General features: G+C 69.8%; 17 protein-coding genes. 10 read left to right on the forward strand and 7 right to left on the reverse strand.

What is annotated here, in order from left to right:
* Window positions 1-27 precede the first annotated feature (27 nt).
* The 10 genes from ACWDV4_RS21220 (at window position 28) to ACWDV4_RS21265 (ending at window position 10,137) form a co-directional block, all read left to right on the forward strand.
* Window positions 28-981 carry an ABC transporter permease gene (locus ACWDV4_RS21220; RefSeq protein ID WP_449981412.1) on the forward strand — a complete coding sequence of 318 codons (954 nt, stop codon included), beginning with the start codon at window positions 28-30 and terminating at the stop codon, window positions 979-981.
* Between the two features lie 226 nt (window positions 982-1,207).
* Window positions 1,208-2,092: an ABC transporter permease gene (locus ACWDV4_RS21225; protein ID WP_449981414.1), complete on the forward strand. Its 885-nt coding sequence runs from the start codon at window positions 1,208-1,210 to the stop codon at window positions 2,090-2,092.
* A gap of 3 nt (window positions 2,093-2,095) precedes the next feature.
* Entirely contained in the window at window positions 2,096-3,277 is a 1,182-nt protein-coding gene (locus tag ACWDV4_RS21230) for a M24 family metallopeptidase (RefSeq protein WP_449981416.1), read from the forward strand.
* Window positions 3,274-4,110 (forward strand): alpha/beta fold hydrolase, encoded by an 837-nt coding sequence (locus tag ACWDV4_RS21235; protein ID WP_449981417.1) that lies wholly within the window; start codon window positions 3,274-3,276, stop codon window positions 4,108-4,110. Before ACWDV4_RS21230 ends, ACWDV4_RS21235 begins: the two co-directional genes overlap by 4 nt.
* A complete protein-coding gene (locus tag ACWDV4_RS21240; protein ID WP_449981419.1) occupies window positions 4,107-5,090 on the forward strand; it encodes an ABC transporter ATP-binding protein in 984 nt (327 codons plus the stop codon). The genes ACWDV4_RS21235 and ACWDV4_RS21240 overlap by 4 nt, the downstream gene beginning before the upstream one ends.
* Window positions 5,059-6,063 carry an ABC transporter ATP-binding protein gene (locus ACWDV4_RS21245; RefSeq protein ID WP_449981421.1) on the forward strand — a complete coding sequence of 335 codons (1,005 nt, stop codon included), beginning with the start codon at window positions 5,059-5,061 and terminating at the stop codon, window positions 6,061-6,063. The genes ACWDV4_RS21240 and ACWDV4_RS21245 overlap by 32 nt, the downstream gene beginning before the upstream one ends.
* 66 nt (window positions 6,064-6,129) lie before the next feature.
* Entirely contained in the window at window positions 6,130-7,332 is a 1,203-nt protein-coding gene (locus ACWDV4_RS21250; RefSeq protein ID WP_449981423.1) for a dipeptidase, read from the forward strand.
* A gap of 100 nt (window positions 7,333-7,432) precedes the next feature.
* Window positions 7,433-8,161 carry a GntR family transcriptional regulator gene (locus tag ACWDV4_RS21255; RefSeq protein WP_449981425.1) on the forward strand — a complete coding sequence of 243 codons (729 nt, stop codon included), beginning with the start codon at window positions 7,433-7,435 and terminating at the stop codon, window positions 8,159-8,161.
* 76 nt (window positions 8,162-8,237) lie between these two features.
* Window positions 8,238-9,113 carry an SAM-dependent methyltransferase gene (locus tag ACWDV4_RS21260; RefSeq protein WP_449981427.1) on the forward strand — a complete coding sequence of 292 codons (876 nt, stop codon included), beginning with the start codon at window positions 8,238-8,240 and terminating at the stop codon, window positions 9,111-9,113.
* Between the two features lie 139 nt (window positions 9,114-9,252).
* Window positions 9,253-10,137, forward strand: coding sequence for a septum formation family protein (locus ACWDV4_RS21265; protein ID WP_449981429.1), 885 nt, complete (start codon window positions 9,253-9,255; stop codon window positions 10,135-10,137).
* 121 nt (window positions 10,138-10,258) lie between these two features.
* On the opposite strand, the gene ACWDV4_RS21270 is transcribed toward ACWDV4_RS21265, so the two are convergent.
* The 7 genes from ACWDV4_RS21270 to coaBC form a co-directional block, all read right to left on the reverse strand.
* Window positions 10,259-11,728 carry an RsmB/NOP family class I SAM-dependent RNA methyltransferase gene (locus ACWDV4_RS21270; protein ID WP_449981431.1) on the reverse strand — a complete coding sequence of 490 codons (1,470 nt, stop codon included), beginning with the start codon at window positions 11,726-11,728 and terminating at the stop codon, window positions 10,259-10,261.
* Complete coding sequence (gene fmt, locus ACWDV4_RS21275; protein ID WP_449981432.1) at window positions 11,725-12,651, reverse strand: methionyl-tRNA formyltransferase; 927 nt, start codon at window positions 12,649-12,651, stop codon at window positions 11,725-11,727. The genes ACWDV4_RS21270 and fmt overlap by 4 nt, the downstream gene beginning before the upstream one ends.
* A gap of 5 nt (window positions 12,652-12,656) precedes the next feature.
* Window positions 12,657-13,217, reverse strand: a complete 561-nt coding sequence (gene def, locus ACWDV4_RS21280) for a peptide deformylase (protein WP_449981434.1) — start codon at window positions 13,215-13,217, stop codon at window positions 12,657-12,659.
* Between the two features lie 212 nt (window positions 13,218-13,429).
* On the reverse strand, window positions 13,430-14,413 hold the full coding sequence (locus ACWDV4_RS21285) for an AAA family ATPase (protein WP_449981436.1): 984 nt from the start codon (window positions 14,411-14,413) through the stop codon (window positions 13,430-13,432).
* A gap of 122 nt (window positions 14,414-14,535) precedes the next feature.
* The gene (locus ACWDV4_RS21290) at window positions 14,536-16,554 is read right to left on the reverse strand and encodes a primosomal protein N' (protein ID WP_449981543.1); all 2,019 of its coding nucleotides are present in this window, start codon (window positions 16,552-16,554) and stop codon (window positions 14,536-14,538) included.
* Window positions 16,551-17,744, reverse strand: a complete 1,194-nt coding sequence (gene metK / locus ACWDV4_RS21295) for a methionine adenosyltransferase (protein ID WP_449981438.1) — start codon at window positions 17,742-17,744, stop codon at window positions 16,551-16,553. The genes ACWDV4_RS21290 and metK overlap by 4 nt, the downstream gene beginning before the upstream one ends.
* Before the next feature lie 88 nt (window positions 17,745-17,832).
* The gene (coaBC, locus tag ACWDV4_RS21300) at window positions 17,833-19,038 is read right to left on the reverse strand and encodes a bifunctional phosphopantothenoylcysteine decarboxylase/phosphopantothenate--cysteine ligase CoaBC (RefSeq protein WP_449981440.1); all 1,206 of its coding nucleotides are present in this window, start codon (window positions 19,036-19,038) and stop codon (window positions 17,833-17,835) included.

Below are 19,038 nucleotides of genomic sequence, written 5' to 3' on the forward strand. Positions count from 1 at the left end.
AACCAAAAGGGAAAGGAGGGGTCCCCCGTGGTGCGTTTCGTGCTCAGCCGGGCACTGAAGGCCGTCCTGACCGTGTGGATCGCGATCACTTCGACCTTCTTCCTGCTCCGGCTCCTGCCGGGGGACCCCACGACCCTGATGGTCGAAGGGGACATGACACCGGAGATGCAGGCGGCACTGCTCAAGACGTACGGCCTGGACCGTCCACTGTGGGAGCAGTACGTGTCGTACCTGCGGGAGCTGCTCCAGGGCAACCTGGGCATCTCCTTCCGGCAGATCCAGCCGGTCACCGACATCATCCTCGACCGGCTGCCCTGGACGCTGCTGCTCGCCGGCACGGCGTTCATCATCACCATCGCCGTCGGCATCCCGATCGGCGTGACCGCCGCGGTCAACCGCGGCAAGCTGATGGACCGGCTGCTCCAGGGCTTCGGCATCAGCGCCAACGCGCTCTTCGTACCCAGCGTCGCCATCCTGCTGCTGGTCTTCTTCGGGGCCCAGCTCGGCTGGTTCCCGATCGGTGGGGCGATCGACCCGGACACCCGGGGCGCGGCGGCCTACCTGAGCCTCGCCCACCATCTGGTGCTACCGGTGCTGTCACTGGTCCTGGTGCAACTCGGCCCGTACGCGTTGACCCTGCGCACCAACATGATCGAGGTCCTCGGTGAGGACTACATCCGGGCCGCCCAGGCCCGTGGTCTCTCGGCCCGACGCCGAGTCTGGAAGCACGGCCTGCGCAACGCGATCCTGCCGGCGCTGACCCTGATGGGTCTGCAACTGGGCACCCTGGTCGGCGGTGCGGTGCTCACCGAGACCGTCTTCGCCTACCCCGGCGTCGGCCGGCTGATCTACGAGGCGGTCGGCCAACAGGACTACCCGGTGATCCAGGGCGCGTTCATCATGCTCGCCGTCACCGTCGTGTTCGCCAACGCACTGACCGACATGCTCTACGCGGTCCTCAACCCCAGGATCCGACTGTGAGCGCGAGGAGTGAACGAGCGCAGCGAGTGAGCCCCGCAGTCGCGAACCCAGAAAGCACTGTGAGCGCGAGGAGTGAACGAGCGCAGCGAGTGAGCCCCTTGGGCGAGCGCGAGGAGCGAGCGCAGCGAGCCCCGCAGTCGCGAGCAAAGACAAGCACAGTCGCGAACCCAGAAAGCACTGTGAGCGCTGTTCTGTTCGCCGCCGTCATCAACGAAGGGAGGGTGCCGTGAGCGCCCCTGTGCTGACCGAACAGTCGGTACCGCCGGTCGTTCCGACCGCTACCAAGCGGGCTGCCTGGTACGCCTACCTGCGCCAACCCTCCGCAGCATTGTCCGTACTGGTGCTGCTCGTAATGGTGGTGATGGCGGTCTTCGCACCGCTGATCGCCGACGAGCCCGCCGGCGCCGGCCCGGACGTGCTGCAACCTCCGTCGGGAGCGCACTGGTTCGGCACCGACGACCTCGGGCAGGACATCTTCGCCCAGGTGGTCTGGGGCACCCGGACCAGTCTGGTGATCGGTCTGGCCGCTTCGCTGATCGCGATCGTGCTGGGCACCGCGATCGGGTTGGCCGCAGCCTACTTCCGCCCGATCGACGCGGTCGCCACCGTGATCACCGACGTGATGCTGGCGCTGCCCACCCTGCCGCTGATGATCATGCTGGCGGCGGTGGTCAACCCCAGCGTCGTCACCCTGACCATCATCATCGGCCTCTTCGCCTGGCCCGAGGTGGCCCGACTGATCCGGTCGCAGGGCCTGGTGATCAGCGCTATGCCGTACATCGACGGGGCTCGGGTGCTCGGTGCCTCCGGGTGGCGAATCGTCACCCGGGAGATCCTGCCCGCGGTCGTCTCGCTGATGATCGTCAGTGTGCTGCTCACCGCCTCGCGGGCAGTGATCTCCGAGGCCGGCCTGAGCTTCCTCGGTCTCGGCGACCCGGACGCCTGGTCGTGGGGTCGCATCCTGCTCAACGCCCAACGCAGCGGCACGATCGCGATCGCCTGGTGGCAGACGCTCTTCCCGTCGCTGGCGATCCTGCTGCTGGTGCTCGCCGCAACCCTCGCCGGCACGCGGTTCAACGACACCCGTGACCCCCGTCGCAACGGAGGCTGACTGATGCGACTGCCCGAGAGCTTCTACACCAGCGTCCGAACCCGGCTCACCGCAGCGCTCGAGGAGCGCGGCCTGGACGGTTTCCTGGCCACCTCCCCCGCCGACGTCGCATTCCTCAGTGGCTTCTTCTACATCGCCACCGAGCGGCCGGTCTACCTGTGGATGCCCCGCGAGGGCGATCCGCTGCTGGTCATCCCCCGCCTCGACGAGGAGTACGCCGCCCAGCAGGGCGTGACGGTGCCGACGGTCAGCTACTTCGAATACCCGGGCGTGGTCAGTGCCGAGGAGACCCTGGCCACCGCGCTGGCCCGCCCGGGTGGGCCGGGCCGTCGCATCGGGGTGAGCGCTGGCCTGTCGGTCGGCGCGTACCGGGCACTGTCTCGGGCCATCGCCGGGGCCGAGCTGGAGACCACCGACGCGGTCGCCAAGCTGCGGCTGTGCAAGTTCCCCGAGGAGATTCCGTTCCACGAGGCGGCGGCCCGCATCTGTGACGAGATGCTGGCCGCCGGGCGGGCGCTGATCGAAGAGGCGCTGGCCAGCGGCGGTCCGCTGCCCCGCGAGGACGAGATCGCCCGGCACGTCATCGGGTACGGCACCGACCAGATGTACGCCAACTACGACCTGGTCGTCTACACCACCAAGCTGGCCGGTGGGCTGGTCTACGCCGGGCCGAACTCGGCCCTGCCGCACGGGGTGCCGACCCGGCGACGCATCCAGCCGGGCGACACCCTGATCCTCTCCCTCGGCGCGGCGGTGGCCAGCCGGTTCGTGGAGAGCGAGCGCACCTTCATCATCGGCGAGCCCACCGCCGAGCAGGTGCGCTACTACGAAGCCGACCGCCAGGCACAGGAGGTGGGCACCCAGGCGATGGTGGCCGGACGTACCTGCGCCGAGGTCAACAAGATCTGCCTGGACGTACTGCGCGAGCACGGACTGGGCGACTACATCCGGCACCGGCAGGGGCACGGCATCGGGATACAGGGGCACGAGCCGCCCTGGGTCGAGGACGGCGACGACACCGTACTCGCCCCCGGGATGCTGCTCTCCAGCGAACCCGGCGTCTACGTCCCCGGCCACGCCGGCTACCGCATCTCCGACACGGTCCTGGTGCAGGAGTCCGGGCCACGTCGGCTCACCGGCTACCCGCGCGATCTGGAATCCAACGTCATTCAGGGGGTCCGATGAAAATCAACGGCGCAGAACTGGTCGTCGAGGCGTTCGGCCCGGAGGACGGGCCGGCCATGATCGTGCATCACGGTGCACCCGGGCTGGGCTCCCGTAACGAGCCGAAGCGCAGCTTCGGACCGTTCGCCGACCGGATGCGGGTCATCGTCTTCGACGCCCGGGGCTCCGGCGAGTCCAGCGACGACGAGCCGTTCACCCACGAGCAGTGGGTTGCCGACGTGGACGCCATCCGGGAGCACTTCGGCTACGAGAAGATCGTCATGGCCGGCGGCTCGTACGGCGGGTTCATCGCCCTGGAGTACGCCGTCGCCCACCCGGACCGGGTCTCCGCGCTGGTGCTGCGGGACACCGCGGCGGACACCGCGCACGACTACCTGGCGGTCGAACGGGCCCGCAACACCGACCGCTCGGTGATCCCCGAGTGGGTCATCGACCGGATCGGCACCGGCCGGTTCGAGAGCAACGAACAGCTGCGGGAGTACTGGCAGGCGATCCTGCCGCTCTACGACCACCAGCACGACCCGGCCAAGGACGCGGCGAAGCTGGCCGCCACCCGGTTCCACTACCGCACGCACAACGCGGCCTTCGGGCAGAACATGCCCAGGTACGACCTGAAGCCGAAGCTGCCGTCGATCACCTGCCCGACCCTGGTCACCGTGGGCCGGCACGACTGGCGTACCCCGGTGGCGGCCTCGCAGGTCATCGCGGACCTGATCCCGAATGGTGAGCTGGTGGTCTTCGAAAAGTCTGGCCACTCGCCGCAGTTGGAGGAGCCCGAACTGTTCCAGCAGGTGGTGCGCGACTTCCTCGGCAGAGCCGGAGTGTTGCGATGAGCCTGTTGGAGATCACTGACCTGCGGGTCGCGTTCCCCGGCCCGCTCGGGCCGGTCAACGCGGTCAACGGGGTGTCGCTCCAGGTCGACACCGGACAGACCCTGGCCATCCTCGGCGAGTCCGGCTCCGGCAAGAGCGTCACCGCGCAAGCGGTGATGGGCATCCTCGACGCGCCGCCGGCCCAGATCAGCGGTTCGGTCCAGCTGCGTGGCCGGGAACTGCTCACCCTGCCGCGCAAGCAGCGCGACCGGATCAGCGGCGAAGAGATCGGCATGGTCTTCCAGGATGCGATGGCCGCGCTGAACCCGGTCTTCACCGTCGGGCACCAGATCATGGAGGTGCTGCGGGTCCGCCGGGGCATGTCCAAGGCCGACGCCCGCCGCCGCGCCATCGAACTGGTCGACCGGGTACGCATCCCGGCCGCCAAGGACCGCATCCGCGACTACCCGCACCAGTTCTCCGGCGGGATGCGCCAACGCATCATGATCGCGCTGGCCATCTCCCTGGAACCGGACCTGCTGATCGCTGACGAGCCCACCACCGCCCTGGACGTGACAGTGCAGGCGCAGGTGATGGAACTGCTCGCCGAGATCCAGCGGGACAGCGGCATGGGTCTGCTGCTGATCACCCACGACCTGGGCGTGGTAGCCGAGGTCGCCGATGACGTGGCGGTGATGTACGCCGGCCGGATCGTCGAACGCGGCACGGTCGAGCAGATCTTCGCCGGCCCGGCCCACCCGTACACGGAGGGGTTGCTTGCCTCGATGCCCCGGGTGGACCGGCGTGACGAGCAGCTCTACGCCATCCCGGGCGCCCCACCCAACCCGGCGCAGCTCCCCACGGGCTGCCCGTTCCACCTGCGTTGCCCCCGGGTCACCGACGAGTGCCGGGTGACCCTGCCGCTGCTTCAGGCGCTGCCCGCCGACCGGGCCAGTGCCTGCCACCACCATGAGGAGGTGCTCGGTGCCACCCAGCGATGACGTGGTGCTACGGGTCGAGAACCTGGTCAAGCACTTCCCGGTCAAGGGACGGATTCCCTTCACCTCGGGCGGCGTGGTCAAGGCCGTCGACGGGGTCTCCTTCGACCTGCGTCGAGGCGAGACGCTCGGCGTGGTGGGTGAGTCCGGCTGCGGCAAGAGCACCCTGGCCCGAATGCTGGTCGGGCTGGAGCAGCCCACCTCCGGCGAGGTGCGTTTCGGCAAGTCGGTGGTGCACAAGGCCAAGGGTCGGGAGCTGCGCGCACTGCGCCGCCGGATCCAGATCGTGTTGCAGGACCCGTACACCTCGCTGAACCCACGGCGGACGATCCGGGAAATTCTGCTCCAGCCCTTCGAGATCCACCCCGACGTGCTCGACCGACGGAGTCGGGTGGAGCGGATCAAGGAGCTGCTCGACCTGGTCGGCCTCGACGCGAGCCTGCACCTGGACCGCTATCCGCACCAGTTCTCCGGCGGTCAGCGGCAGCGCATCGGCATCGCCCGCGCGCTCGCCCTGCAACCGGACGTGATCGTCTGCGACGAGCCGGTCTCCGCGTTGGACGTCTCGGTCCAGGCCCAGGTGGTCAACCTGCTGGAACGGCTCCAGGAGGAGCTGGGCGTGGCGTACGTCTTCATCGCCCACGACCTGTCCGTGGTGCGGCACATCTCCGACCGGGTGGCCGTGATGTACCTCGGCAAGCTGGTGGAAACCGGCCCGGAGCAGGGGCTGTACGACGCGCCCCGGCACCCGTACACGAAGGCGCTGCTCTCGGCGGTGCCGGTGCCCGACCCGCTCGAGCGGGCAGGTCGGCAACGGATCCTGCTGGCTGGTGATCCGCCCAGCCCGGTCAACCCGCCCTCGGGCTGCCGGTTCCGGACCCGCTGCTGGCAGGCAACCGACGCCTGCGCCACCACCGAACCACCGCTGGCCGACGGCAACCACCCGGTGGCCTGCCACTATCCGCTGGCCGCGTAGCCGCCGGCTCGTCCCATCTGGCCGCCTCGCGACGACCCGGCGGCAGTCCACTAAGGAGAATCTGTCTTGCTGCAGCAACCCGCCCCCCGGTACCAGGGTCACAAGTCCTACTCGTACCTGGAGCCGCACTCGGACTACCGGGTATTCCCGCTGGCCCAGGAGGTAGGCCGGGTGCCCGAGTACGACCTGGGCCTGTCCGACGCGCAGCGGGAGCGGGTGACCCGGCTGCTCACCGAGCACCTGGCCATCTCGTTGCACGAGCACGCGGTGGTCCTGCCGGAGGACGTGTCGCAGCTACGCGAATACAACCGGACCGCGCGTCAGCGCACCGGCTTCGAAGGACTGTCCCGCTCCGGCCTGGCCGCCGTCTTCGACAACTTCATGGCCGGTGCCTCCTGTGTGACCAGTGCGAACGGCTGGAAGTGGAACGACCTCATCTACGCCCTCGGGATGCGGATGAGCGACATCTACAAGCAGGACTACGTCACGCTGGCCACCTCGTTGGCCGACATCTACGACGCGAAGCGCAACGGCCAGCTCGCGTTGGTCGCCGGGTTGGAGTGCAGCAGCCCGATCGAGAACGAGCTGGACCGCATCGACATCCTGTACGGCTTCGGCGTACGGCAGCTCGGCATCGCGTACAGCCAGGCCAACATGCTCGGCGGTGGACTCTCCGAGCGGCACGACGGTGGGCTGACCCACTTCGGCCGGCGCGCGGTGGACCGGATGAACAAGCTCGGCATCGCCATCGACATCTCGCACTCCGGTGACCAGACCTGCCTGGACGTCATCGAGGCCAGTCGGGTGCCGGTGTTCATCACCCACGCCGGTGCCCGCGCGGTGTGGGACACCTCGCGGATGAAGCCGGACGAGGTGATCCGGGCCTGTGCCGAACGCGGTGGCGTGATCGGCATCGAGGCCGCCCCGCACACCACGCTCTCGGCCGAGCACCCGCACCACTCTCTGGAGTCGGTGATGGACCACTTCACGTACCTCGTGGACCTGGTCGGCATCGAGCACGTCACCTTCGGACCGGACACAATGTTCGGTGACCACGTGGGCGTACACAACACCTATGCCGGTAACTACGCCCACGACGCCGGCAACCGGCCGGAGCACCCCCGGGTCGAATACGTTGCCGGTATCGAAAACCCGGGTGAGGCGTTCGGCAACATCGCCGGGTGGCTGGTCAAGCACGACTACTCCGACGACGAGATCGCGAAGGTGATCGGCGGCAACACCATCCGGGTGCTCGAACAGGTCTGGTGAGTAGGTGCCGGCCGGGTGGCGTTGTCGACGCTTTGGCCGGCGCACTACTACACTCCGTAGGCTGCCAGCGGCGGCATCGGGCGTGAAGAGGTGAAAGTGGATGGCGCGGCGGGAAACCACGTTGCAGGCCGCACAGGGCCGACTGCGGGTGCTTATCGACAGCGAGTTCCAGCCGGGCGACAAACTGCCCAACGAACGGGAGCTGGCCGACCAGCTCGAGGTCAGCCGGGCCACCGTACGTGAGGTCCTCGGGCAGCTCGCCGCCGAGGGCGTGGTCACCCGCACCTGGGGCATCGGCACGTTCGTGCACGACACGGCGGCCCGCGTACCGGTCTCCATCGGCGACGTGGTCGCCCTGCGGGACCGGATCACCGCCACCGGTCACCGGCCGGCACTGCACGACGCCTCGGTCACCCGAACCGGCTGCCCCGCCGACTGCGCCGAGGTGCTCGGCCTGCCACCCGGTACACCGGTGTGGCAGGTCGACCGCCTCTTCGCGGTGAACGGGTTGGCCGCCGCGTGGATCCAGGACCACCTGCCGCTGAGTGTCGATGGCCGTGACCTGGACCCGTCCGGCCTGGTCAGCATCGACCTGGACCTGTTCGAGTTCCTGGCCAGCGCGACCGGCATGCCGGTACGGCGCGCCGAGATCGAGTTCTCCGCCGTACTGGCGGAGGGGGAAGCGGTGGACCGGCTGGGGGTGCCCGCCGGCCATCCGCTGATCAGTGCCACCCAGGTCGGCTACAGCCCGCAGGGCGCCGCACTCTTCCACGGTCACATCACCGTACGGACCGACGTACTGACCCTGAAGATCACTCGAGGCGGTTAGGTCTCCGATCGATCTCAGTTTTTCCCGTTCGATCTCGGCGACTCACGGTCGAAGCGATTTCGTCTAGCATCTCCGCATGCAGAGCGGATCGAGCCGCAGCTATACCGCCGAGGGTGTGACGGCGTTACGCGCCGCCGGGGCACGCGAGCCGGACCCGCAGTTACGGAACCCGGACCATCTGGCCGAACAGTTCCTCACCTGGCCGCTTCGGACCCGGGTACGGTGGGCCCCCCTACGCGTCGCCTCGATTGCGGTCATCGAGCGGCTGTTGCCCGGCCTCTACCGGTTCGTGACCGCACGCACCAGACACATCGACTCGGTGCTCCTCGACGAACTGGGGGCCGACGCGATCCGACAGTTGTTCATACTCGGCGCGGGTGCGGACAGCCGGCCCTACCGCTTCCAGGAACAACTCGACGGCGTACGGGTCTTCGAGTTGGACCATCCCGCCACCTCGGCGTGGAAACAGCAGCAGACCCGCAAACTGTTCGGTCAGCTACCCGCTCACGTGCGTTACGTGCCGATCAACTTCGACAGTCAGCCGCTCGATGCCGTACTCGACGAGGCGGGAGCCGATCGCAGCGTACCGTCGCTGTTCATCTGGGAGGGGGTCACGCCGTACCTGACGGCGCAGGCGGTGACCGCGACCCTCAAGGAGATATCACGTTTCGCCGCTGGATCGAGCGTGCTCTTCGACTACTTCTACCACGACGCCATCCACGACCCGACGAGCCACGTGGACGCGCCTAAGTTCCACAGCTATCTCGGTCGACGTGGCGAGCCACTGACGTTCGGCATCGAACCGGACCAGATGGCGGCGTTCCTGGCCACCCATGGACTCGACCTGACCTCCCACGCGTACCCGGACGAGCTTGCCGACCGGCACCTCGCGGGAGCTCATCGCGTGCTTCCCTTCTCGGCCATCGTGCACGCTCATATCGCTGGACGTTGAAGGGCACCGGCAGTAACGGGCTGCCGGTCACCACCGGTTGAACAACTGGGTGGGCGAAGGACGACTCTCCTCCGACTCACCTACGATCTACCTGTGCTCGGTCGGATACCGGCCGTCAGTTCCGTAGGAGGACGTACAGATGCGACGGTGGTTGACCCTGGGGGCGCTGGGTGCGGTAGCGGCGCTGGCGCTGACCGGCTGCGCAAACCCGGGCGGGGTCGATGGCGACCTGACCGACGACTGGGCCGCTGTCGGCGAGCTGAAGATCTTCGTACCGGAGAACGGCACCTGCCACCTGGACTTCTCGGAGGTCGGCTACCGGAGTGCGTACAACCCCGTCGACTGCGGGCAGTCGCACCGGTTGGAGACCCTTCACCTGGGGACGTTCACCGGTGAGGACGCCAATCGGACCAGCCCGCCGCCGGTCGACTCGCCGAGCATGCGTACCGCCCGGCAGGAGTGCGACACCAAGGTGGCCGAGGTGCTCGGTGGCGACTGGCGGAACAGCCGACTGGAGTTGAGCATCGTTCTTCCGTCCCCGCAGGGCTGGACCGGCGGTGCCCGTTGGTTCCGGTGTGACCTGAGCGAGAACAAGAGCCTGGACGACCCGGGCCTCACCCTCCGCTCCAGCAGCCTCAAGGGGGCGTTGAGCAGCCCGTCGGACCTGCTGCTCGGCTGCTACAACCCAAAGCTGGTAAAGGATGAGCTGGACACCATGACGCCGGTGGCCTGCACTGCCAAGCACCGGGCCGAGTTCGTCGGGATCTTCCAGGCACCGGACACCAGTTTCGACGGGATGGCGGCGGACTCCATCCACCGGGGGTGCCTCGGTGTCGTCGCGAAATACGCGGGCGTGTCCAACGACTCGAACATGAAGTACCGCGCCGGCACGATCTACTACCCGCCGAGCGAGGAGGCATGGGAGGCCGGTGAGCGCGGCATCCGATGCTTCCTCTGGATCGGTGACCGGGACATGACCAAGTCGGTAAAGGGTGGCGGCAGCAAGGCGCTACCAATCAACTGAGACCAACAACGAAACCCAGTTCGGGCGGCACCGGAACCACCGGTTGCCGCCCGATCCACATCCTGGGGCCTGCCGCCCGATCCATGTCCGGGACTGTTACGGCTCGCCGATCCGGTTGCCGTCAGCTGCGCCGCAACAAGGCCAGGAACATCGCGTCGGTGCCGTGCCGGTGCGGCCAGAGCTGCACCGTCGGTCCGTCCCCAAGCCCCGGCATGCCGGCCGGCAACAGCGGGCGGGCATCGACGAAGTCGACCGGTACGTTCGCACGGCGGGCCGCCTCGGTGACCGTCACGTGGGTCTCCACAATGTGCGGCGAGCAGGTCACGTAGCCGACCACTCCTCCGGGCCGGACCGCGCGCAGGGCGGCCGTGAGCAGTTCTCGTTGCAGCCGGGTCAACGGGGGCAGGTCGGAGGGTTGCCGCCGCCAACGTGACTCCGGCCGGCGACGTAGCGAGCCGAGACCGGTGCACGGCGCGTCGACCAGCACCCGGTCGAAGGTGGCCTCCGGCAGATCCGGGTCGCTGCCCACGGAACGGCCATCGGTGGCCAGGACGGTCACCGGCAGCCCGCGTACCGCCTGCGAGACCAGTCGGGCCCGGTGCTCGGCCACCTCCACCGCAGTGAGGGCGGCACCTCGCTGCGCGGCGAGGGAGCCGAGCAGCCCGGCCTTGCCCCCCGGTCCGGCGCACAGGTCGAGCCAGCGGGTGTCCGACCCGTCCACCGGAGCCGTGGCGAGAGCGGTGGCCACCAGCTGAGAACCCTCGTCCTGCACCTGCGCCCGACCGTCGACGATCGCGGGCAGGTCGCCGGGTGCACCGCCGGAGAGGTAGACCGCGTACGGGGAGAAGGCCCCCGGTGCCCCGCCCACCTCGTCGGCCAACTCGACCGCGTCCGCCCGTCCCGGCCGGGCACACAGGTGCACCGGAGGACGCTCGTTGTCCTCGATCAGCAGCCGGGTGGTCTCGGTCAGGTCACCGCCGAGCGCCTCGGCGAACGACCGGACGATCCACTTGGGATGGCTGTAGGCGAGCGCGAGATGCCCGATCGGGTCGGTCTCCATCGATGGGGCCAGCTCGGCGACCCAGGTGTCGAGGTCCTTGGTGGTGATCTCACGGAGCACCGCGTTGGCGAACCCGGCCGCGCCGGGCGCGACCATGTGTAGCAGGTCGACGGTTGAGGAGACCGCCGCGTGGGCGGGCACCCGGGTGTGCAGCAACTGGTAGGCCCCCAGCCGCAACGCGTCCCGGGCCGGCGGGTCGATCCGCTCCATGTCCCGGCCGGCCGCCGCCGCCACGATCGCGTCGAGGGTGCCCCGGGCACGCAGGGTCCCGTAGGTCAACTCGGTGGCAAACGCCGCGTCCCGGCCGTGCAACCCCAGGTCACGCAGGATCGACGGCAGGACCAGGTTCGCGTACGCATCGTCGCGGTGCACCGCCGCGATCGCCTCGTACGCTGCCTTGCGGGCCTGATCGACGGTGGGGCGACCGGGCCGCGTGGGTCGACCGGCGCGGGCCGGGCCCCGCCGCTCGGCGGCGACCGGACCCCGGCGTGCGCCGGAGTCCCGATCGGCGGATGACTGCCGTTCGGTCACGTGAACTGTTCCCCTGTCTGTACCCGGACGCCGCGCGCCCAGTCCGTCGCCGGCATGGCCTTCTTGCCCGCCGCCCGCACCTCGCCGAGGACGACCGGTGTGGTGGCGGTACCGGCAAGCACCCGCTTGCGCTCGACCAGCAGCTCGCCCGGCTTGAGGTCGGGCCCGTCAGTGGCGGGGCGGACCGGACCGAGCTTGACCCGGTCGTCGCGGAACGTGGTCCACGCGCCGGGGGCGGGCGTGCAGGCCCGAATCCGGCGGTCCACGGCGAAGGCCGGGTCGCTCCAGCGGACCTGTCCGTCAACGACGGTCAGCTTCGGGGCCAGCGAGATCCCGTCGGCGGGCTGTGGCTCGGCGCGGGCCGTGCCGGCCTCGATCGCGTCGAGAACCGCCACCAGTAGGCCCGCGCCGGAGATGGCGAGGCGGTCCAGCAGGTCACCGGAGGTGTCGGTGGGGCGGATCTCGTCGGTCAGCGTGCCGAACACCGGGCCGGTGTCCAGCCCCTGCTCCAACTGGAAGACACTGGCCCCGGTCACCTCGTCACCGTGCAGCACCGCGTGCTGCACGGGCGCGGCCCCCCGCCAGGCGGGCAGGAGCGAGAAGTGCAGGTTGATCCAGCCGTGGGTGGGCAGCTCCAGCGCCACTGGCGGCACCAACGCGCCGTAGGCAACTACGGGTACGCAGTCCGGGGCGAGTTCCCGCAGCCGGTCGAGGAACTCCGGCTCGCGGGGCCGCTGCGGGGTGAGCACCTCGATGCCGCGCTCGTCGGCCCAGGCTCCGGCGGGTGAGCGCACCAGACCCCGGCCCCGGCCAGCGGGCGCGTCGGGGCGGGTGACCACGGCGACCAGCTCGTGCCGGGATGCGGCGATGGCGTCCAGGGCGGGTACGGCGACAGCCGGCGTACCGGCGAAGACCAGGCGCATCTACGTCACCGCCCCAGGCCGAAGGGGCTGGCCGGGGCATGTGGGCTGAGCTTGACCGTGGGTGGGGCGGCCGGGTCGTACCAGTCCGCCTTCCGGATCTCCTTCATGGCTGCCTTACGGCCGGCCGGGTCCAGCCGGTCGAGGAAGAGCACCCCGTCGAGATGGTCGGTCTCGTGCTGGACGCAGCGGGCCATCAGGCCGGTGCCGACGATCTGCATCGGGTCGCCGTACGCGTTGAAGCCCTTGGCCACGACGTTCATCCGGCGCTTGGTATCGAAGTAGAGGCCGGGCAGGGAGAGACAGCCCTCTGGGCCCTCCTGCTCCTCCTCGTCCGGAAACTCCAGGACCGGGTTGACCAGGTGTCCGAGCACGTCGTCGACGTCGAAGGTGAACACCCGCAACCCCACCCCGAGCTGCGGGGCGGCCAGACCGGCACCGCTGCTGTCGCGCATCGTCTCGGTCAGGTCGGCGACCAGCTTGCGCAGTTCGACGTCGAAGTCGACTACCGGCTCAGCCGGTGTACGCAGCACCGGATCTCCGAACAGACGGATGGGCTGGACGGTCACGCGGGGTGGCTCCTTTGTCAGAGCAGGAAAAATTCAGTGCCCCACCAGTCTACGGAGTGTCCGACCCCGGCGACCGTGGGCCGATGGTGACCGTGGGCGGATAGCAACACCGTGGGCCGATGGTGACCGTGGGCGGATAGCAACACCGTGGGCCGATGGTGACCGTGGGCGGATAGTGACCGTGGGTCGATGGCGACCTCAGCCGAGAATGGCTACGGGGTGACTCCCGCCTCGCTGGCCAGGACCGTGTCGGCCCGGTGCAGCACGTGCGCGGGGATGGGCAGCCGAATCCCGTGCGCCGCCTCCCAGTCGTAGAGGGTGCTCAGCTCGACCTCGGTACGGAAGAAGTCGACCGCGCTGAGACCGGCGACGACCGGCTCGTCCGCCTCTGCGATGAGCCGCGCGGGGACCAGGGTGAATCCGCTGCGCAGGGCGGCGCTGAGCCGGCGATGTCCGTCGACGACGAAGAAGTGTTCCCCGGTGTAGCCGATGCTCAGCGGCTCCAGCGCGGCCTGTCCGGCCTGCTGCACCTGCTCGGCGAATTCCGACTCCCACGTTCCCCGCAGGTTCTCGATTCCCTGGGTGGGGAAGACGCGGGCCGGGTCGAGCAGCAACAGCGGCGGGGAGTCCTGCAGGATCTCCGCGCCGAGCGAGCCGGTGAAGGCGGCGATGACGTAGTCGACGACCTCCATCGCCGACGCCCGGGTCGTGTCGCAGATCAGGTCGTAGTTGCGCAGTTTCGCCTTGTCGACGCCGTAGCGGAGGATGAACCGGCCGCGCTCGCTCTCGCTACGCTCCCGCAGCTTGGTCCGGGCCTCCTCGATCGAGGTGTAGCTCTCCGCCGGGCCGGATGGCCGGGCCAGCACCCGTCGGGCTGCCTCGGTGGGCTCAGTGATCATGTGGACCTTGAGCGCGGAGCTGAAGAAGTGCCAGGCGAGCCGGCTGTCGACGATCAACTGCTCGCCGGAGTTGGCGATGTCCTGCTGCAGCTGGTCGACGTAGCCGTCCACTGCCTGGTCCAGCTCGGCGTGCAGATTGAGCTGCAGCGCCGTCATCTTCCGCTGCTGGGCCATTTCGCGATAGAGATCGCCGACGCTGATCCGACGCAGCCCGAGCCGACGCGAAAGTTCGATCGACACCGTGCTCTTGCCGCTGCCCAGGTCACCGTTCAGGACGATCGACTGACGAACGGTCACGACTTACCCACCCCTGATCACCGGCTGGTTGACGTCAATCGACTCACTGCCAGATTAACGCGGTCTTTGCTCCGCCGCGCCGCGAGGGGCGCCCGGCATGACGGACGATGCTAGCACGCTGCTCAAAAGAGGCTGAGCGGATCGACCTGGACTCGGACCGGCTGGCTGGCCCGTCGGGCGGTCCGTACCCCGGCCGCCGCATGCAGGGCCTCAGCGAGCAGAGCGGCCCGGGACCGCGGCACTCGGACCAACATCCGTTCCTGGTCTGCCTCGGCGGGAACCGGCCCCAACACCTCCGCCTCCGCCGGCAGCCGGGCGGCGGCGAGCAGGTCGGCGACGGCCTCCGGTACGCCGGTCAGGCTGGCCATCCGGACGGCCGGGGGAAAGCCCAGTTCCCGCCGTTCGGCCAGCTCCCGGGCGGCGAACCAGGCCGGGTCCCAGCGCAGCAACGCCTGTACGGGAACCAACCCACCGTCGGCGACCACCACCACCCGACCGCCGGCCGAGGCGGGTCGGGCCAGGGCCGCGGCGGTCAGCCAGCGCCGTAGCGCCTCCTCACCGGCGCGTAGGTCGGCCCGGGTCAGCAGGGCCCACGAGTCGAGCAGCAGCACCGCACCGAACCCGCCGTCGGCGACCGGTTCGGCCCCCGGGGTGGAGATCACCAATCCGGCGCCGCCGGGTACCCGGTGGAGCACCTCGTCCCGCCCGGAGGTCCGTACCGGAATGTCGGGGAACGCCCGACCGAGTTCCTCGGCGGTACGGCGGGCTCCGACCACGGCGGCGCGCAGCCGGCGGCCGGCGCAGTGCGGGCAGGCGTAGGCGGCGGCGACCCGGCCACACCAGCGGCAGGCGGGGGCGGCCCCGGCCGAGCGCAGGGCCAGCGGCCCGGCGCAGTGCGGGCACCGGGCCGGGGCCCGGCAGTCGGCGCAGGCCACCGAGGGCAGGTAGCCACGTCGGGGTACCTGCACCAGCACCGGCGTGTCGGCCCGCAACGCCCCCCGGGCCGCCTCCCACGCCAGGCTGGGCAGTCGCGCCGTGGCCGCCGCCGGGTCGCGGGCCAGTTGCGGGTCGTCGCCGGTCGGGGTCACCAGCGGGGTACGTCGGCGCACCGTCGCCCGGTCCGCCACGACCTCCTTGGCCCAGCCGGTCTCCACCAACAGTTGCGCCTCAGCGGTACGGGTGTGCCCCGCCACCAGCACCGCCGTCGCGCCGAGCTGGGCGCGGGTGAGCAGCACCTCCCGAGCGTGCGGATAGGGTGCGCGGGGCTCGGCGTGCAGATCGTCTCCGTCGTCCCAGATCGCGACCAGGCCCAGCTGGTGCACTGGCGCGAACATCGCCGCCCGGGTGCCGATCACCACCGGTACGGTGCCGCGTCGGGCGGCCAGGAAGGCGCGGTACCGCTTGGCCGGCCCAACCGCCGCCGAGAGGGCCACGTGCCGCCCCTCGCCCAGGGTGCTGGTCAGGGCGGCGTCCAGCCGGTCGAGGTCGCGGGCGTCGGCGACCACCACGAGCGCACCCCGACCGCCGCGTACGGTCGCCGCGACCGCCTCCGCGAGCCGGGCAGCCCAGTCCTCGCCGGCCAACGCCGACCACACCGCGCGGGGGGCGCGGCCGTCGGCCAGGGCCCGCAGGAAGCCCGGCCCGGCCGGATAGTCCCGCCAACCGCCCGGTCCGGGATCCGCGCTGGTGGTTCCGGGCGTATCGGCGTCCGTATCGGTGCTTCCGGCCGACGCGGGGTCGTCGGCCGCGTCCGGGACCGGTTCTCGTTCAACCCGGGCGTGTCGGGGCGGGACGGCCAAGCGCAACACGTCGGCGAGGTGGCCCGCATACCGGTCAGCGACGGCCCGGGCCAGCCGGGCGACCTCCGGAGTCAGGACCGGCTCGGGCGAGACCAGCCGCTCCAGGAACATCAGTCGCCCGTCGTGCGCCGAGGACTCGGCCCGCTCCAGCAGCCAGCCGTCGACCAGTTGACCGGCGAATCGGACCCGTACCCGGGTGCCGGGCTGCGCCGTCTCGGCCAACTCGGCGGGCACGAGGTAGTCGAAGGGACGATCCAGGTGGGCCAGCGGTACGTCCACGCAGACGCGAGCGACCGGCAGCCCCTCGGCGGGCTGCCGGTCGCCGCGCTTACCGCTGGTCAGGCCGCCGCTGCCGACTTGAGGTCGGCGGCGCGGTCGGTGTTCTCCCAGGTCAGGTCGGGCAGTTCCCGGCCGAAGTGGCCGTACGCCGCGGTCTGCTGGTAGATCGGACGCAGCAGGTCCAGGTCGCGGATGATCGCCGCCGGACGCAGGTCGAAGACCTCGCCGATCGCCTGCTCGATCCGCTCCACCGGGACGGTCTCGGTGCCGAAGGTCTCCACGAAGAGGCTGACCGGGTGCGCCTTGCCGATCGCGTACGCGACCTGCACCTCGCAGCGCTCGGCGAGGCCCGCCGCCACGACGTTCTTGGCGACCCACCGCATGGCGTACGCCGCGGAGCGGTCCACCTTCGACGGGTCCTTGCCGGAGAACGCGCCACCGCCGTGCCGCGCGTAGCCGCCGTAGGTGTCCACGATGATCTTCCGACCGGTCAGTCCGGCGTCACCCATCGGGCCGCCGATCTCGAAGCGCCCGGTCGGGTTCACCAGCAGCCGGTAGCCCTCGGTGTCCAGCTCCAGGCCCTCCAGCTCCGGCGCGATCACGTGCTCCCGCACGTCCGGAGTCAGCAGCGACTCCAGGGAGATGTCGGCGGCGTGCTGGCTGGAGACGACGACGGTGTCCAGCCGGACCGGGCGGAAGCCGTCGTATTCGATCGTCACCTGCGTCTTGCCATCCGGGCGCAGGTACGGCACCGTTCCGTCCTTGCGTACGGCAGCCAGCCGGCGCGACAACCGGTGTGCCAACGCGATCGGCAGCGGCATCAGCTCTGGTGTCTCGGAGCAGGCGAAACCGAACATCATTCCCTGGTCGCCGGCGCCCTGCGCGTCCAATGCGCTTTCCGACGCACCGGACCGCAGCTCGATCGCCGAATCGACGCCCTGCGCGATGTCGGCCGACTGCGATCCGATCGACACGCTCACCCCGCAGGATGCTCCGTCGAATCCCTTCTTCGAGGAGTCGTAGCCGATGCCCAGGATCGTTTCCCGGACGATGGTCGGGATGTCCGCGTACGCCTTGGTCGTCACCTCACCCGCGACATGCACCTGTCCGGTCGTGATCAGGGTCTCCACAGCGACCCGGCTGCGCGGGTCCTGCGCCAGCAACGCGTCCAGGATGCCATCGCTGATCTGGTCAGCGATCTTGTCCGGGTGGCCCTCCGTGACCGACTCGGAAGTGAACAAGCGACGTGCCACGGTGCTCCTCAGATCTCGTTGGATGGTTGCGCGCAGTGTACTAACCGTCGTCCGACCCGTTGATCGACTAACACATCGTGCTCAACGGTTAGGACATGCTGGTTAAGCGCGTTGTTACCAGATCCCAGACCGCATCGGCGAGGTCTTCCTTGGATTGCTCTGGAAAAGGTGTCACAGATCCGTCAGCGCCGAGCACGGTCGCGGTATTGGCGTCGGCACCGAAAACCTTGTCCGGCCCGACCTCGTTGACCACGATGAGGTCGGCCTTCTTACGAGTCAGTTTCGCCCGAGCGTTCGCGACGGCGTCGCTGGTCTCGGCCGCGAAGGCCACCAGCACCTGCCCCGGCCGACGGCGTTCGCCCAGCTCGGCGGCGATGTCGGGGTTGGTGACCAGTTCGATCGTGGGCGCGGAACCGGTCTCCGATTTTTTGATCTTGTTGGCCGCGTACGTCGCCGGCCGGAAATCGGCCGGTGCCGCCGCCATCACGACCACGTCGGCGGCGTCGGCCGCCTCCAGGGTGGCCTTACGCAGTTCCTCGGTAGTGGCGACCCGCACCAGGTCGACACCGGCCGGATCGGGCAGGGTGACATTCGCCGCGATCAGGGTCACCTGGGCTCCCCGGGCGGCAGCGGTACGCGCGAACGCGTAGCCCTGCTTGCCGGAGGAGCGGTTACCGAGGAACCGAACCGGATCGAGTGGTTCCCGGGTGCCGCCGGCGGTGACCACGATCCGCCGGCCGGCCAGGTCACGCGGGGCCGCCGGCCCTCGACGCAGCACCCGCTGGACGACAGCGAAGATCTCGGCGGGATCGGGCAGCCGACCCTTGCCGGTGTCCGCGCCGGTAAGCCGCCCACTGGCCGGCTCGATTACCACCACTCCCCGGCGACGCAGGGTGGCGACGTTGTCGACCGTCGCCGGGTGTTCCCACATCTCGGTGTGCATGGCCGGCGCGAGAACCACCGGACAACGGGCGGTGAGCAGGGTGTTGGTGAGCAGATCGTCGGCGAGCCCGTGGGCCGCTCGGGCCAGCAGGTCGGCGGTGGCCGGTGCGACCACGACCAGGTCGGCCTGCTGACCGAGGCGGACGTGCGGCACCTCGTGCACGTCGGACCAGACGTCGTCGGCGACCGGCTGCCCGGACAATGCTGCCCAGGTCGGTGCACCGACGAAACGCAGCGCGGCGGAGGTCGGCACGACCCGGACCCGATTACCCGACTCGGTGAGCAGGCGCAGCAACTCACACGCCTTGTAGGCGGCAATTCCGCCGCCTACCCCCAGGACGACCTCGGCCAT

It is taken from the genome of Micromonospora sp. NPDC003197, from assembly GCF_053590565.1.

Excerpts from the sequence above, each read along its gene's own strand:
- ACWDV4_RS21230 (WP_449981416.1), top strand. The coding sequence starts at position 2,096 with ATGCGACTGCCCGAGAGCTTCTACACCAGCGTCCGAACCCGGCTCACC.
- ACWDV4_RS21255 (WP_449981425.1), top strand. The coding sequence starts at position 7,433 with ATGGCGCGGCGGGAAACCACGTTGCAGGCCGCACAGGGCCGACTGCGG.
- ACWDV4_RS21245 (WP_449981421.1), top strand. The coding sequence starts at position 5,059 with ATGAGGAGGTGCTCGGTGCCACCCAGCGATGACGTGGTGCTACGGGTC.
- ACWDV4_RS21260 (WP_449981427.1), top strand. The coding sequence starts at position 8,238 with ATGCAGAGCGGATCGAGCCGCAGCTATACCGCCGAGGGTGTGACGGCG.
- coaBC (WP_449981440.1), bottom strand. The coding sequence starts at position 19,038 with ATGGCCGAGGTCGTCCTGGGGGTAGGCGGCGGAATTGCCGCCTACAAG.
- ACWDV4_RS21265 (WP_449981429.1), top strand. The coding sequence starts at position 9,253 with ATGCGACGGTGGTTGACCCTGGGGGCGCTGGGTGCGGTAGCGGCGCTG.
- ACWDV4_RS21240 (WP_449981419.1), top strand. The coding sequence starts at position 4,107 with ATGAGCCTGTTGGAGATCACTGACCTGCGGGTCGCGTTCCCCGGCCCG.
- ACWDV4_RS21235 (WP_449981417.1), top strand. The coding sequence starts at position 3,274 with ATGAAAATCAACGGCGCAGAACTGGTCGTCGAGGCGTTCGGCCCGGAG.
- fmt (WP_449981432.1), bottom strand. The coding sequence starts at position 12,651 with ATGCGCCTGGTCTTCGCCGGTACGCCGGCTGTCGCCGTACCCGCCCTG.